The organism is Anaerovorax sp. IOR16, assembly GCF_017168145.1.
GTDB lineage: Bacteria > Bacillota > Clostridia > Peptostreptococcales > Anaerovoracaceae > IOR16.
This window is the reverse complement of the sequence record NZ_JADQTL010000009.1, coordinates 354,315-368,383: the sequence shown is the minus strand read 5'-3', so window position 1 is coordinate 368,383 and position 14,069 is coordinate 354,315. Positions and strand designations below refer to the sequence as shown.

At 33.9% G+C, this 14,069-nt stretch carries 18 protein-coding genes and 1 pseudogene; 4 read left to right on the top strand and 15 right to left on the bottom strand.

Translation table 11 applies throughout. From position 1 onward, the window contains the following. Window positions 1-28: 28 nt before the first annotated feature. From I2490_RS05395 to I2490_RS05370, 6 genes are all read right to left on the bottom strand, one after another. A complete protein-coding gene (locus I2490_RS05395; RefSeq protein WP_206458755.1) occupies window positions 29-610 on the bottom strand; it encodes a TetR/AcrR family transcriptional regulator in 582 nt (193 codons plus the stop codon). A gap of 12 nt (window positions 611-622) precedes the next feature. Next, window positions 623-1,579, bottom strand: coding sequence for an HlyD family secretion protein (locus tag I2490_RS05390; protein ID WP_206458754.1), 957 nt, complete (start codon window positions 1,577-1,579; stop codon window positions 623-625). 38 nt (window positions 1,580-1,617) lie between these two features. Then, window positions 1,618-2,637, bottom strand: coding sequence for an ABC transporter permease (locus I2490_RS05385; RefSeq protein WP_206458753.1), 1,020 nt, complete (start codon window positions 2,635-2,637; stop codon window positions 1,618-1,620). Beyond that, window positions 2,627-3,367 (bottom strand): ABC transporter ATP-binding protein, encoded by a 741-nt coding sequence (locus I2490_RS05380; protein WP_206458752.1) that lies wholly within the window; start codon window positions 3,365-3,367, stop codon window positions 2,627-2,629. The genes I2490_RS05385 and I2490_RS05380 overlap by 11 nt, the downstream gene beginning before the upstream one ends. A gap of 161 nt (window positions 3,368-3,528) precedes the next feature. Continuing rightward, window positions 3,529-4,191: an alpha/beta hydrolase gene (locus tag I2490_RS05375; RefSeq protein ID WP_206458751.1), complete on the bottom strand. Its 663-nt coding sequence runs from the start codon at window positions 4,189-4,191 to the stop codon at window positions 3,529-3,531. Window positions 4,192-4,376: 185 nt separating this feature from the next. After that, entirely contained in the window at window positions 4,377-4,823 is a 447-nt protein-coding gene (locus tag I2490_RS05370) for a helix-turn-helix transcriptional regulator (protein WP_206458750.1), read from the bottom strand. Window positions 4,824-4,960: 137 nt separating this feature from the next. On the opposite strand from I2490_RS05370, the gene I2490_RS05365 reads away from it, so the two are divergent. Next, window positions 4,961-6,139: an SAM-dependent methyltransferase gene (locus I2490_RS05365; protein ID WP_206458749.1), complete on the top strand. Its 1,179-nt coding sequence runs from the start codon at window positions 4,961-4,963 to the stop codon at window positions 6,137-6,139. A gap of 87 nt (window positions 6,140-6,226) precedes the next feature. Here the strand turns inward: I2490_RS05365 and I2490_RS05360 are convergent, their stop codons facing one another. From I2490_RS05360 to I2490_RS05350, 3 genes are all read right to left on the bottom strand, one after another. After that, window positions 6,227-6,385 (bottom strand): rubredoxin, encoded by a 159-nt coding sequence (locus I2490_RS05360; RefSeq protein WP_206458748.1) that lies wholly within the window; start codon window positions 6,383-6,385, stop codon window positions 6,227-6,229. Window positions 6,386-6,476: 91 nt separating this feature from the next. Continuing rightward, window positions 6,477-6,671, bottom strand: coding sequence for a hypothetical protein (locus I2490_RS05355; protein ID WP_206458747.1), 195 nt, complete (start codon window positions 6,669-6,671; stop codon window positions 6,477-6,479). Beyond that, a complete protein-coding gene (locus I2490_RS05350; protein WP_206458746.1) occupies window positions 6,658-7,056 on the bottom strand; it encodes a hypothetical protein in 399 nt (132 codons plus the stop codon). Before I2490_RS05350 ends, I2490_RS05355 begins: the two co-directional genes overlap by 14 nt. Window positions 7,057-7,236: 180 nt before the next feature. On the opposite strand from I2490_RS05350, the gene I2490_RS05345 reads away from it, so the two are divergent. Further along, window positions 7,237-7,392 carry a DUF1540 domain-containing protein gene (locus I2490_RS05345; RefSeq protein WP_206458745.1) on the top strand — a complete coding sequence of 52 codons (156 nt, stop codon included), beginning with the start codon at window positions 7,237-7,239 and terminating at the stop codon, window positions 7,390-7,392. Between the two features lie 298 nt (window positions 7,393-7,690). Next, window positions 7,691-9,054 (top strand): annotated as a pseudogene (locus I2490_RS05340) (IS1182 family transposase). 218 nt (window positions 9,055-9,272) lie between these two features. Here the strand turns inward: I2490_RS05340 and I2490_RS05335 are convergent. Continuing rightward, window positions 9,273-9,659, bottom strand: a complete 387-nt coding sequence (locus tag I2490_RS05335) for a hypothetical protein (protein WP_206458744.1) — start codon at window positions 9,657-9,659, stop codon at window positions 9,273-9,275. Window positions 9,660-10,047: 388 nt separating this feature from the next. Between I2490_RS05335 and I2490_RS05330 the strand changes: the two genes are divergently transcribed. Next, a complete protein-coding gene (locus I2490_RS05330; RefSeq protein ID WP_206458743.1) occupies window positions 10,048-10,251 on the top strand; it encodes a hypothetical protein in 204 nt (67 codons plus the stop codon). 114 nt (window positions 10,252-10,365) lie between these two features. Here I2490_RS05330 and I2490_RS05325 read toward each other — a convergent pair whose 3' ends face one another. The 5 genes from I2490_RS05325 to I2490_RS16990 all read right to left on the bottom strand — a co-directional run bounded on the left by I2490_RS05325 (window position 10,366) and on the right by I2490_RS16990 (window position 13,988). After that, window positions 10,366-10,779, bottom strand: coding sequence for a hypothetical protein (locus I2490_RS05325; protein WP_206458742.1), 414 nt, complete (start codon window positions 10,777-10,779; stop codon window positions 10,366-10,368). An 18-nt stretch (window positions 10,780-10,797) separates the two neighbouring features. Then, the gene (locus I2490_RS05320) at window positions 10,798-11,427 is read right to left on the bottom strand and encodes a Na+/H+ antiporter NhaC family protein (protein ID WP_245157092.1); all 630 of its coding nucleotides are present in this window, start codon (window positions 11,425-11,427) and stop codon (window positions 10,798-10,800) included. Beyond that, the gene (locus I2490_RS16600; RefSeq protein ID WP_245157091.1) at window positions 11,361-11,789 is read right to left on the bottom strand and encodes a hypothetical protein; all 429 of its coding nucleotides are present in this window, start codon (window positions 11,787-11,789) and stop codon (window positions 11,361-11,363) included. Before I2490_RS16600 ends, I2490_RS05320 begins: the two co-directional genes overlap by 67 nt. Before the next feature lie 116 nt (window positions 11,790-11,905). Next, window positions 11,906-12,721 carry a response regulator gene (locus I2490_RS05315; RefSeq protein ID WP_206458740.1) on the bottom strand — a complete coding sequence of 272 codons (816 nt, stop codon included), beginning with the start codon at window positions 12,719-12,721 and terminating at the stop codon, window positions 11,906-11,908. Further along, the gene (locus I2490_RS16990) at window positions 12,684-13,988 is read right to left on the bottom strand and encodes a sensor histidine kinase (protein ID WP_206458739.1); all 1,305 of its coding nucleotides are present in this window, start codon (window positions 13,986-13,988) and stop codon (window positions 12,684-12,686) included. The genes I2490_RS05315 and I2490_RS16990 overlap by 38 nt, the downstream gene beginning before the upstream one ends. Window positions 13,989-14,069 lie beyond the last annotated feature (81 nt).

Genomic DNA, 14,069 nt, shown 5'->3' with positions numbered 1-14,069 from the left:
ATTTGAATGTGTATCAAATCTCCTTTTCTTATTCCAATTCTTTCAAACAGGTTAATGCTCCTTTAAAATTTAATCCAACGATCAATTCTCCCAAAAAATCCATCGGCATATCCATATGATTTCGAAACCAAGCTGTAACCAATCCTACCTGTGCTGCAGAAATGTATTCTAAAATGTACCGAGTCTTTTTCGCTTCAATGGTATCTCCTTGAACGTTTAATTGTAATTCATGAATTGCTATCCGCTTTGCAATTTCCTTGATCTTATTTATCATACGAGGCTCTGCCCGCTCCCCAAATACAAGAGAGATCATTTCTGGATTTTCTCGAAAGAAAGCTTCCGGAAGGACATCAGAATCCAGTTTATTTCCTCTAAGCAAGGTTAAAATTACAGTTTCAATTCTTTCTTCGAATAAGGCAACCACTTCATCCTCTATTTTTTCAAGTAAATCATAAATATCCATATAATACACATAAAAGGTTCCTCGATTGATCTGTGCCTTTTCCGTAATTTCTTTAATTGTAATTTTATCAATTGTCTTTTTTGCATATAACTCTAAAAAAGCTGTTTTAATACGCTCTTTCGTTTCATTTACCCTTTTTGATTCCATATGTCTTTCCCCCTATTCCAATGTAATCTCTACTTGCTGACCCGGGTTGATACTGCAATCCACTGGAAGTAGTATTTTTACCTTTACGCTCTCCACATTTTTATTTGCAGCTGTTTGAAAATCTTTTGGTGTATATTGTGCCTTCACATCAATGTACTTAATCGTCCCAGAAATCTTCTTTTTGTTATACACGACCGTTACCTTCTGATCGTAAGTCAAATCATTGATTGCTTCCTTAGGGTAATACACAACTGCATATTTCTCCGTCATAGGGGATATGTCCGCTAAATCGAATCCAGACTGTACTACATCCCCTTCGCTATAATTTTTACTCATTATAACACCATCGCAAGATGCAGTAACGGTATATTTCTTTAACTTCTCCTTCTGCTCTTCCAATTGACTTTCCAAAAGTGCTATATCAATATCTGCAGCATTTTCTAAGGTACGATCCTTTGCTTGCGCCAGCTGAGCTTCCGCAACTTGCAAAGAGCTTTGAGCCGTTTGATGATTCAATTCCGCTTTCTCCAATTCCTCTTTTGCAATAGCTGCCTGCTTATATAACGTTTGTGCCTTACTGTAATCTTCTGAGGCTTTTCTTGCAATGGCTACGGCTCCTTCATAATTCGCTTTTGCTTGTTCATAACGGTTATCTGCAGAACTTCCTCCTCCAAGCTTAAGACTTGAGGAATCTATCTTCGCTTTTTTTATTTTCAATTCCAACTGTTCAATTCGATACTGCTGTGTTTCACTGTCGATGATCGCAATAACATCTCCTTTTTTTACCTTTGAACCCAGTTCAACCGGAAATTCCAATATTTTTCCCGATACTTCACTTACATGAACAATCGGGTTTGCTTCCACCGTCCCGATATAATGAGCACTTTTTCCAAAGCTTAAATATCCAATGGATCCAAAAATCACAACGAATAGAATAATCGCCACTATTTTTTTCTTATTTGCATGCATTTTCGTTTCCTTTCCATCCTCATTCCATTATAAATTTATTATATTCTTCGATAATGTTTAAGCATTTTTGTATTGACTGTCATAAAAATAACGGATAATGCGATTAATATTAATAAGTCTGGATAAATACGATCCAAGCCGCTTCCCTTCATCATAATTTCTTCCAATGCATGTGCCGAATAATAAAGCGGCATCAGATGACCGAAGGCTTCCCAACCGGATGATAATTGAAATAACCCACCAAAGAAAACCTGAGGTACAATAACAATTGGAATGAATTGTATCATTTGAAATTCCGAATTTGCAGCTGTAGAAAGCAGGATTCCAAGTGTTAATGCTGCAATAGCGGTGACTAAAGTCGTTAAAAGTACCAGCCATACTGACCCAACCATCATTACATTTAATACATACACTAAGTAAAAAGATATAATAGCTGATTGCACTACATTAACAGCTCCAAAACCTAATACATAACCAACTACGACTTCCCATCGTTTGATAGGCGTGGAAAGAATTTTCTCTAGTGTTCCAGTCGTTCGTTCCTTTAAAAAAGAAATTCCGGTAATGAGAAATACGAAAAAGAATACTAAAAATGACATCAAAATGGCCGCAAAATTATCAAATAAGGATAAATCCTCTTGCCCGTAAACATAAGTTACATCCAAAATCAAATCCTTTCGAACCGTATTTTGTCCTCTTTGTGCCATTTCAATTGCTTGTCTTGCTGTATTGGCATCTACAGAGTTGCTTCCATCCAGCCATGCATGCAGCTTTCCCGAGCGGATCGACACAACTGCAATAACTTCACCATCATCTAATGCTTTAAATGCCTCCTCCTCACTGTAATACCTTATGGTTTTTATATTATTTTCATATAATGCATTTTCATAATGACTTGGCGCATTTATTATGCCAACAGACAAGCCCGATACTGTACCTTCAAATACAAAATAAAGTAATGTCAAAATCAATAAGGGTGCCGCTAACATTAGTGCCAGTGTTCTTTTATCGTTTTTAATTTGAATTAAAATCCTTTTTGCCAATGCTCTAACTTTCATTTGGACTCTCCCCTGATGCCTTACCATAGATCAAAAACGCATCTTCTAATTTAGAAACACCTACACTGTTTTGAATTTCGATTGGAGTACCACTTGCAATCAGTCTTCCGTCTCGCATCATAGAGAGGTGTGTACATTTTTCCGCTTCATCCATCACATGTGTTGTCACCAAAATTGTTACACCGTTTTTGGTCATAGAATAAAGTTCTTCCCATATATCCTTACGTAGTAAAGGGTCAATCCCAACCGTAGGTTCATCTAAAATTAAAATCTCAGGTTCATGCAAAATAGTCAACGCTAAGGAAAGTCTTCGTTTCATTCCTCCCGAAAACAAAGCAACCTTTCGATTAACTTCCTCTGTTAAATTTACCAAATTCATCACTTCTAATATTCTTTTGGAAAGAAATGCTCTATTTAATCCATACAATGATCCAAAAAACTCAAGATTTTCCTTTGCAGTCAGATCTCCATATAAGGCATCGGATTGTGCCATGTAACCGATTTTATTCATTAAGGTAAGGTTCGGCATGGTTTGATTCAGTACATAAGCCTTTCCATATGTAGCTTCCGAAATACCTGCAACAATCTTAACAGTTGTCGTTTTCCCACAGCCAGATGGTCCTAAAAGTCCATAAATCGCTCCCCTTGGTACCGAGAAAGATACATCGTTCAGTACTTGTTTGGCTCCATAAATTTTATTAACACCTTCGAGGATAATACTGTCATCCATATTCTTGATTCCCTTCCGTTAAAGTTTATCCTATTATACCCAACAACGTGTTGTTCTATTTTAGATTACTTCGAAATGTACAAAAAGAAAACAAACAATTTTTCTAAATATGTCGTTTTTTTCTATCCTCTATGTTTTTTCTTGAAAATATTACTACAAAATTAAGATAAATTTTCAAAATATCTCTCAATAATCAACGAAGCTTCTTGTGCTCTCTCACTTTGAAAAATCTGATGTCCGCCTTTTGCCAGCTTAATCAAATGTTTTTCCCCCGTAATTCTAGAAAATATAAAATCCGAACTCTTTGGAACTACGGTATCATCATCTGCCGCCTGCAATACAAGCGTATTGCAATTTAGTCTTTTAAAAACAGGTATTGTGAAAAACAATAACTTTTGAAATTGCGTCATGGCATTCAACGGTTTTCCCTTTCCGCTATTCAAATATTTTAATGAGTATTTTGTATAATCAGATGTAAGATTAAAAATCATTTGTTTTAAATTCCAATAATAAACCGGTGTGTTTACCGTTACCAACCCCGTAATTTTATAATTCCAAAGATGTGCAGCTAATAGTCCACCCATAGAAAAACCCACGACAAAAACACAATCACAACTTTTCTTAAGTTCCAAATAGGCTTTTTCCACTGCATTGATCCATTCTATCACTTTTACTTTTTGAAGTGGTTTATTCCCCTGTCCATGACCTGGCAATAAGGGTACACTTACAAAATATCCTTGTTTTTCTAAACGTTCCGATAGAAAACTTACTTCGTTGGGATTTCCAACAAAACCATGTATGATTAATACTCCTTTTTTCTTCATATCAATACCTCTTTATACGCAGTTATTTTAATAAAAATAAAAAACATTATGTTTGCTGAACATTCAAGGATAAGGGAAAGTTCTTTGCCTCCTGTTTTCTATATGAAAATTTTAAATATAAAAAAATAGTTACTTATAGTGTAATATTACACTATAAGTAACTATTTTGTCAATTTTATATCGCTTTATTGTAATTCTTCAAATTGCTTTTTCATCAGTTCAAAATCAAACGATGCTCGTATTCTTTCATCCTCTTGGTTTAATATTCGATAATGCTGAGATACTATATTTTGTTGAAGCTTATAGCCATTTCGTTCTTCAATAATACGCCACCATACTTTTCCGCCCATTGTTTTCGGATATTTTGGTTCATTATCTTCAAATGCAATTGCCACAATCATATCGGTAGGCTCTCCGCCAAAGATACCGGAAAGAATTTCGCTATTAGAGAAAAGTGTACAAACTGCTACCGCTCCCGTCCATCCCAAAGAAGACCGGCCCTTTTCAATTTCAACGAGTGTTTTTTTTGAAATACCCAATATATGTGCCATTTGTTCTTGATTAAAATCATATTCGGTTCTTATTAATTTCACACGTTCATCCAGCTGTTTGATAAATTCCTTACGATTCATGAAATTTCCTCTCTTTCAGTGTTATCTTACACCATAAAATGACTTTATTCAAGACATAGAATTACTGCATAATTGCACCAGAATTCGTCCATGCTAAATGATAGTATTGTTAGTATGTTTCAGGAGGAAAGCTTCTTATGATTTTTGAAAAAATTGCTCTAAAAAGACTTCTTAATCAATGGGATCAGGTTCCCTTTCAAGTACAATTTATGGGGGAAGATGTATTTACCGTTGGCAAAGGCGAACCCGTTTTTTCTACCACCATCCATAAACCAATTCCCAAAAAAGAACTCATCAAAAGCACTTCCTTAGCGTTAGGTGAAGCATACATGCGCCGTGATATTGAAATAGAAGGTGATTTATTTACCGCTTTAAATGTAGTACTTAGTCATATTGATAAATTCTCTGTCAACTCGAAAGCACTTGACACGATTTTGCATACATCCACAAAAGAAAAGTACCAGAAGAAAGAAGTCTGCTCTCATTATGATATTGGCAATGACTTCTATCAGCTATGGTTGGATGAAACATTAAACTATTCTTGCGGCTACTTCAAAAATGATGATGATACGCTTTATCAAGCACAAGTAAATAAAGTAGAAAAGATACTAAAAAAGCTTCAATTGAAAAAAGGTATGACTCTTTTAGATATTGGATGCGGCTGGGGATATCTTTTAATTGAAGCAGCCAAAAAATATGGAATCCAAGGGTTGGGTATCACGTTAAGTGAAGAACAATATCGAACGTTTCAGCAAAAAATTGAAGAAGAACATTTAGAAGATCAGCTTGAGGTTCGATGTATGGATTATCGAAAGCTGCGACGCTCACACTATCAATTTGATCGAGTGGTAAGTATCGGCATGATTGAACATGTTGGTCGTGACAATTACGACTTATTTTTTGAAAATGTAGATTCCGTTTTAAAACCAAAAGGAGTATTTTTACTGCAATATATCAGTGCTTTAAGAGAAAATCCAGGCGATCCATGGATGAAGAAATATATTTTTCCAGGAGGTGTCATCCCTAGCTTGCGAGAAATTTTAAAACTTTGTGGTGACTATAATTTTTATACCGTAGATGTGGAAAGTCTTCGCCGTCACTACGTCAAAACCCTTCTTTGCTGGTATCGAAATTTTGAAAAAGCAAAGCCACAAGTTATGGCTCAATATTCTGATTCCTTTGCACGTATGTGGGAACTTTATCTATGCGCATGTGCAGCTTCCTTTAATAACGGCGTTATTGATTTGCACCAGTTGCTTCTTACAAAAGAAACCAACAATGACTTACCAATGCGCAGAACCGAATATGAATTCTAATATCATTTTCCTTCTATTCTAAGCAAAAGCACCGAAACCGTGGATTTTCATCAAACGTTTCGGTGCTTTTGTTCTTATATTCATTTTTTATTTTTTCTCAAATTGATCTTTTCCTACACCACACAGTGGGCATTCAAATTCTTCCGAAACATCTTCCCATTTTGTTCCAGGTGCAATGCCTCCTTCTTCGTAGCCGGCCTCTTCATCGTATTCCCAGCCGCAAACTTCACAAACATAAACTGCCATATGTTCACCAATCCTTTCCCTTTGTTCTTAATTTTGTAAGCTAATTATAGTTTACCCATTTTATATTGTTCAAAACATATCTTAAAAAAAATTACTTGTTGCTCTTCTTTTCCATTTGATAAATAGAAATACTAATTAATACAATCAAAATTGGATAAACAAAAATCAAATCAATTCGAATAATAGGTCCTAGTACGGTAGTTAACCATCTATCAACATTAATTTCCCATATTACATAAAAAACTAAAAAAACTAAGGTTAAAATTTGAATTTTAGTACGCTTCATGATATTTATCCTTTCTAAACTGATTGATTACAAATGCTATTGTGAGAATGATTGCACTAAAACAACATATAATACCTATCGTTAATGTCGTATCATTTAAATTTTCATCAATAAGAATTGGTATTGCAATTCCTGCCGAAGAGTAAAAAGGGAGCAGTAAATCGCTTTTTATGATTCGATACTTTGTATTTAAAATCTGAAGTGCGATACCTACAACAAGTAATATTGGAACACAAATAATGAAAATGGATAAAAATTGCATGCCATAGGCATCATACCAAGGAACACTTTTATTTAATGAAGTATAAATCATCAAAGCAAAGATAAGTGAAAATAATATAATTAAATGTAAAATGATATAGACTATTTTTTTTAAATTAGACATTTTTTCCATCCTTTGTTTTTATATTCAATAATAATTCTATATTGTCATTGATAAGATTTATTTTAACCAATTTTAAAATTTTTTGCTTATATATCATAAAATTTTACCTAGTATTCTTTATTTGAATATGCGCAAAATAATATTGTTGCAAAAAGCTTTTAATATGAAAGGAGAAAAAAAATGAATCACAATTCAAGTATCGGTTGTTCCGTATCGGAATGTAAATTCCACTGCAAAGATGACAATTATTGCACATTGGATAAGATTAATGTAATTAAGAGTTCTGCAAGCGCAGATACTGTTGAATGCACAGATTGCGGAAGTTTCCAAAAGTAATTTAACAGGATAAAAGGCAAACCAATTTCTGGTTTGCCTTTTATTAATATAAATTGCATCTACACATAAGTGTATTTTTTTTATCTTTTTATCACCATCTAAATCTATAGGTATGCGAAAAAATGGACAAATATTAGTGTATAAAAAAGAAAGCATGCAAAAAGAGCACCGTTATGGTGCTCTCAGACTGTAGACAAGGATATCTCTATCTTTGCCTACAGTTTTTTTTACATAATGTAATACATTTTATTGTATTTATGGTAAAATATATGTATAAATACATGGAGGTATTTGCTTTATGATGGGTAAGAAAGATTTATTAGGTCGTGATCAATTTCAAATGGTAACCTTGAATTCTCTTGTTCCACAAGATCATATTATTCGTAAGATAGATACTGCGATTAATCTCTCTTTCATTTATGACCTTGTAAAAGATTTGTATTCTGATGTGGGAAAAGAAAGCATCGACCCTGTCGTCTTAATTAAAATTACCCTCATTCAATATACCTTTGGTATTCGATCCATGAGGCAGACCATTAAAGAAATTCAAACGAATGTAGCTTATCGATGGTATCTTGGTTATAGTTTAGAGGAAGAAATTCCTCACTTTTCTACCTTTGGTAAAAACTACTCTCGTCGGTTTCAAAATACTGACTTATTCGAACAAATCTTTCAAAGAGTCATTGCTGAAATTATGGAATATGAATTCATTAATTCAGAAAGCATTTTCATTGACGGTACACATATTAAAGCAAGTGCAAATAACCATAACAGTGAAAAAGAAACCGTTTTGGAATCCGTTAAATACTATGAAAAAGAACTAATGAAAGAAATTAACGAAGATCGCATTGAACGAGGAAAACAAGCTTGTAAAAAAAAACGGAAGCCAAAGAAAAGACAAAAGTAATCAAGAAAAGTACCGTAGATCCGGATTGCGGTGTATTTCATAAAGGAAAGCATAAGGTAGTATTTGCTTATGCTGCAAATGTAGCTTGCGATCGAAACAATTACATACTTGCTTTTCATACAAATCCAGGAAATGTACATGACTCAGTTGCATTCCCAAAGATTTATGAAAAAGTAAAAAGATATAAAGGTGTAAAAAATATTGTAATGGATTCCGGATATAAAACACCTGCAATTGCTAGAGAAATACTCAAAGATAAACGAATTCCTATCCTACCATACAAACGACCTATGACAAAAAATGGTTATTTTAAAAAACACGAATATGCTTATGATGAATACTATGATTGCTTTGTATGCCCAGAAAACCAAGTGTTAAACTATACTACAACAAATAGAGAAGGGTATCGGGAATATAAGAGTAAAGGAGAAATTTGCAAGAGTTGCCCTTCCTTATCAGAATGCACAGCAAGTAAGGACCATGTAAAAGTAGTCACACGTCATATATGGGAAAACTACATAGAGCAATGTGAGGACATTCGTCATACTCCAAAGTATCGAGATCTTTACAAACTACGGAGTCAAACCATTGAGCGAGTCTTTGCAGATGCAAAAGAAAAACATAATATGCGCTATACACAATATCGAGGGATTCAGAAGATAGAAATGGAACTGAATCTTCTTTTTGCGTCCATGAATCTAAAAAAACTAGCAACATGGATTCATAAATCTGAAAGAAGGAATCAAATGGCATAGAGATATCCTTTTATTTTTTCTTTTTTTAAAAGCTTTATAGAAAAAATAGAAAATACCTTGCAGAAATTATAAGAATATAAATTTAGCAAGGTATTTTGTCTACAGTCTGAGAGCACCGTTATGGTGCTCTTTATAAAGAGGTAAAGAAATCAAATATTCCAATTTAGATATAAATTTAAATCTTTAATTAAAACGTTAGTTGTTGATCTGTTTAAACTTCACACAAAAGCAGTTATAAATAAAAATCGCCCTAATATTTTAGTAAGAGAATAAGGATATAGAACAGATAAATTATGATATATTTGTAATAAGCTAAATATAATTGCTCGATAAGTTGCTAAATATAGTGATGGAACACCAATACAGACCAATTCACAAATAGCTCTTTTCCGTGTCATCTCTGTTTTTCTGTTAAAGAAAATTAAAACAAAAAACCAAAAGCCAATGAGTAGTAATAACGCTACATAACACCATCCCAAAGCACCCGTGCTCACTTGCATACGTAAATTCATTTCCTTTAATTTAAATTCATATAACGAATTTAAATTTATAATAATGAACAATATAACATCCCATCCAATATAGAAACCAATTTGCTTTTTCATTATTACCCCCTTATCCATATAGTTCTTATATATTTACTATATCTTTCCATTATATTTCTCATAATATCATAGTTAATTAAATTGTGTAGCATTTTATAATTTTTTATATTTTAATATCTCTTTATTTTTTCCACTAAAAAATAACTGGCTTTTATTCTATATAACGTTTTAAAGAATGCTGAGCCGAGTCCACAACTTGAAAAAGTACCCCAATTCGGATACTCTTTTATACTTCGAGCACTTAAATTTATATTTAGTATTATTTATAAATAATTAATAAATAGGATGTATAATGTAAATAATGATATCTTACAATAAAGATTACATACGATGGATTAATAAACAAAGTTTATAACTGGTTCGAAACATATAAAAGGAGGATATTACAATGAAGAAAATTACTAAATTACAAATATTAACGATTATTGCTATTATTGTTTCTGTAGGATGGGAAATTTACGTTCAGCTCTGGGCAAAAGGAATAGAAGGACCGATTATTCGAGTAGATCTATTATTTATTTTACCAGTTCTTTTCGTATTAGTTTGCATTTCAATTTTTCAGTTAGTAAAAAGGAAATCAGAAACGAAATAAAGGAGTAATTTATATAAAAATATAATAATTTGCACTCAAAATAGAATTGATGCATAAAAAAACACCCCAAAATCCCTGTATTTACAAGGATTTCGGGGTTTATTTTATTATTTACTATTTGTGATTCATTTCTGCGATATAAATCTTTGAATTCATTCTGCCTGCAATATCTATTGCTTCGCTGGCATCATCCACTGAAAAAATAAATCTTCTAGATACCACATCCTTACCAATATGCAATTCCACATTTGGTCTGGATTTGATTGAATCTGTATGAATTGTGTTTATTTCAGTCCAGTCCCACATATTATGAAACTGAACTCCGCAGATAGTGTATAGAATATCCACTCCTTCTTGTGAAATTACATGTTTTCTGTCAGAAAAAGTGGCAAGAATCATTATAATTCCAAATGGAAGGTAAAACCAGTTATGATTCATAGCAGCGTTAAAAACAGCATAAGCTCCAAAGATGATAACTGCCATCTTTACCCACAGTTTTCGTTCTGGCATGATTCCGTAATATTCCATAGTATCTCCTCTCATATACTAGCTAGCTTTGTCATATAGGCTCTTATATATTCCAGCAGTTCTTTTTTCTGCAAGAGCCTTCATAGCCGTTTCATGTGCTTCTTCAGGTGCATCAGCAGGTCCATGACCCTTCTTTAGCTTACCAAACATATTCGTTCTTGAACCATCAGCATATAAAATATTTCCACCCCAGCTTACCGTAACAATCGCAAAAATAGGGTTGATGATATTCATGAAGCAATATGGCAAGTAGGATAGTGTTGGAACTCCAAGCACTGCTGAGTGGTATGCACCGCAAGATGACCAAGGGATAAGTGGTGACCATAAAGTACCACCGTCTTCAAGTGATCTTGACAGCATGTTTCGACCAAGACCCATTTCATCAAAGTTTTTCTTATACATTGATGAAGGGATGATTAATCCTAAGTACTGGTCACACATAGTTGTGATACAGAACATTGAAGTCAAAATGGTAACAACAACTAACTGGAATGGAGTCTTAACCTTCTTGATCAGTCCGCCAAGAAGTGATTCTACTGAACCAATCTTCTGAAGTATACCACCAAAAGCAACCGCAACGATTACAAGATTGTTTGTCCAAAGCATACTGTCCATGCTGATCCAAGTGCAATACCTACAGCTGCACAAAGAATTGTTACAAATGGAAGGAATACAGCCGGTGTAAATAGCTTCAACCCATAATATACTACCGCCGGGATAGTTCCACATGCAGTAAAGGAACCAATCAGGCATCCTACAAGAAGAATGATAATGATTGCTTCAAGGGACTGATTAACCGCTTCAAGACCTGCAGCAAGCATTTCCTTGTAGTCGTAGCCGCACATTTTTCCAATAATCATAGCAACTCCACATGCAAGAGTTACAGGAATATGAGGATCCTGTCCCCATCCAAGTGCATAGTTTGAAATCATTACTGTCAGAAGAAAAACAATTGGAATAAGAGCTTCCACTTTGTTAGGCAATCTGACTGTTTTGTTTTTTTCGTTCATAAAAACACCTCCGAAAATATGATGATTAATACAATTACAATTGCATCATAATATTCTCTCCGTCAAGGAAGTGTCAATAAATGCGAATATTAGACAATTTTTTTACATTAAAATATTTATTTTAGATATTTCTCAATTTCGATGAGAGCATTCACCTCTTCAGCCCAGGAATACTGAGCCATATACTCGCCATGATAAAGCTTTCTACCCTCTACGCTGTTTTCTACCCATTTAAAGTAGTCACACTGGATGCATTCTAAACTTGACAGTCCAATCTGACCTCTTGCACTATATATTATTTCTCCACATCCAAGGTGGTTCAACACATCCTGCAAGTCTTTTTTTAGCATCCTATAGTACGAATCATGACCATCTTCCTCCCATAGCGTTGCAATTACTTCCTTTGAAGTACATCTTGCACCCTTTCTGTGAACAAGATATGCCAAAAGTTCCTTTGTCTTATCAAATTTAAATTTTACAGGTTTTCCATCTATAAGTATCTCAAAATTTCCAAAGCAAGTTATTTGTATTCTCTTTTCCTCTTTCCCTACTAAATTCTCCTGAGAGGAATATCTAAGATTTTCGAGTGCATGACGTATCTGCTTCACATTTGCAGGCTTCATGATATAGTCACTCGCATCCAGTCTAAAGGCCTCCCCCATATGATCCGAATAACCAGTCACAAATATGAAGTTGGTCTTAGGGTACAATTTCTTAAGCTCGTTGGCAAACTCTATGCCATTTAATCCGGGCATTTGTATGTCAATAAAGCACACATGAAACTGCTGCTGCCTGGCAAGTTCCAGTGACTGAACAGAATTATTTGCCGTTACAACTTCTGCTTTTTCATCCGCTTCACATATTAATGATGCAAGATACTCCGCTGCAAGTATCTCATCGTCCAATACTAAGTATTTCACGTCGTTTGCCACTCTCCAGTCTTATCTTTTTTCTTTCCCCTGGAATAATAATTTTTACAGTTGTTCCAAGTCCTATGAGACTTGTAATTTCCATTTCTGCCCTAACCGTACTTTTTAGCCGTTCCGTTACATTCTGTATGCCAAGATGAGGTTTTCCATCATTTAATGCCTTATCCATTTCAAAACCGATTCCATTATCTGAAATTGTTATGATGTGATCCCTTCCCTTTTTCTCTGTAGAAATTTTTATTGTTCCTCCGTCAAGCTTATTGCATATTCCGTGCTTGACTGCATTTTCCACAATTGGCTGTAGAGTCAGCATTGGCATATTAAAATCATCTGATTTTATATCATATTCTACCTTTACCCTGTCCCCAAATCTCAGTTTTTCTATATCAAGATAAATATTAGTATGTTCTAGCTCATGAGAAAAAGGATGTATGTGATTTTCACCCATATTGCACATATTTTCCCTAAGATATCTGGAAAATTTTATAGTTGTTTCCTCTGCAAGCTTTGGATTCGCTCGGCAAAGTGCGGTGATCGTATTTAATGTATTATATAAGAAGTGGGGCTGTATCTGTGAAAGCATCAATGATACTCTTTGCTCCCTCAGCTTTATTTCCTTTTCCTCATTTACTTGCTGTGATATATATACATGTATTACAAGGAAATAAAACAAAAATGCTACAGCATAAGTTTCGTTCAATATTCCTGTTCCTATCGCCATTGAATCCATAATATTTGCAGTCATGAGCCAGGCTATACAGAAGAAGGCTCCAAGACGATTTATATGTTTTTTTCTATAAAATTTCATATTCAATATAAAAAGGAATATAACCCAATATACCCAGTCCGTAACAATAAAGGTATCTCCCAAAAGTCCAAGCTCAAGTCTCCCATCTGACCCGAAATAAAATACATTATTTTTATAAAATGCACCGCAGTATATAAGGAAATTCACTATAGCGGGAACATAGATTAATTTATTTTTTGGTTCTATCATATTTATGACTGTAGCCATAACCAAAGGTTTTAGAGAGTAATAGGTTATACCAGTTATGATAAGCGGCAATCCCATCATAGCTTGTTCCTTAAGATAATTCATATAGAACTCCGCTATAGACAGAATCAAAAGCAATGTCATATTTATAACCATTCGTTTTTTTATTAATATATCTACTGCAGATTTCATGGAAACAACAAAGTATGTACCCACTACCATTGCAATAAGTATATAGTTTTCAAAAATATAATTTTGCAAATATGCCTCTTTCACGTACTTCACCTCATACTAATTAAAAACACTTTATTTTTTCACTCCCATATAATCATACAATAACTACCACTAGGAATTTAT

Coding starts and splice junctions, on each gene's coding strand:
- I2490_RS05395 (WP_206458755.1), bottom strand. CDS start 610: ATGGAATCAAAAAGGGTAAATGAAACGAAAGAGCGTATTAAAACAGCT.
- I2490_RS05390 (WP_206458754.1), bottom strand. CDS start 1,579: ATGCATGCAAATAAGAAAAAAATAGTGGCGATTATTCTATTCGTTGTG.
- I2490_RS05385 (WP_206458753.1), bottom strand. CDS start 2,637: ATGAAAGTTAGAGCATTGGCAAAAAGGATTTTAATTCAAATTAAAAAC.
- I2490_RS05380 (WP_206458752.1), bottom strand. CDS start 3,367: ATGGATGACAGTATTATCCTCGAAGGTGTTAATAAAATTTATGGAGCC.
- I2490_RS05375 (WP_206458751.1), bottom strand. CDS start 4,191: ATGAAGAAAAAAGGAGTATTAATCATACATGGTTTTGTTGGAAATCCC.
- I2490_RS05370 (WP_206458750.1), bottom strand. CDS start 4,823: ATGAATCGTAAGGAATTTATCAAACAGCTGGATGAACGTGTGAAATTA.
- I2490_RS05365 (WP_206458749.1), top strand. CDS start 4,961: ATGATTTTTGAAAAAATTGCTCTAAAAAGACTTCTTAATCAATGGGAT.
- I2490_RS05360 (WP_206458748.1), bottom strand. CDS start 6,385: ATGGCAGTTTATGTTTGTGAAGTTTGCGGCTGGGAATACGATGAAGAG.
- I2490_RS05355 (WP_206458747.1), bottom strand. CDS start 6,671: ATGAAGCGTACTAAAATTCAAATTTTAACCTTAGTTTTTTTAGTTTTT.
- I2490_RS05350 (WP_206458746.1), bottom strand. CDS start 7,056: ATGTCTAATTTAAAAAAAATAGTCTATATCATTTTACATTTAATTATA.
- I2490_RS05345 (WP_206458745.1), top strand. CDS start 7,237: ATGAATCACAATTCAAGTATCGGTTGTTCCGTATCGGAATGTAAATTC.
- I2490_RS05335 (WP_206458744.1), bottom strand. CDS start 9,659: ATGAAAAAGCAAATTGGTTTCTATATTGGATGGGATGTTATATTGTTC.
- I2490_RS05330 (WP_206458743.1), top strand. CDS start 10,048: ATGAAGAAAATTACTAAATTACAAATATTAACGATTATTGCTATTATT.
- I2490_RS05325 (WP_206458742.1), bottom strand. CDS start 10,779: ATGGAATATTACGGAATCATGCCAGAACGAAAACTGTGGGTAAAGATG.
- I2490_RS16600 (WP_245157091.1), bottom strand. CDS start 11,789: ATGAACGAAAAAAACAAAACAGTCAGATTGCCTAACAAAGTGGAAGCT.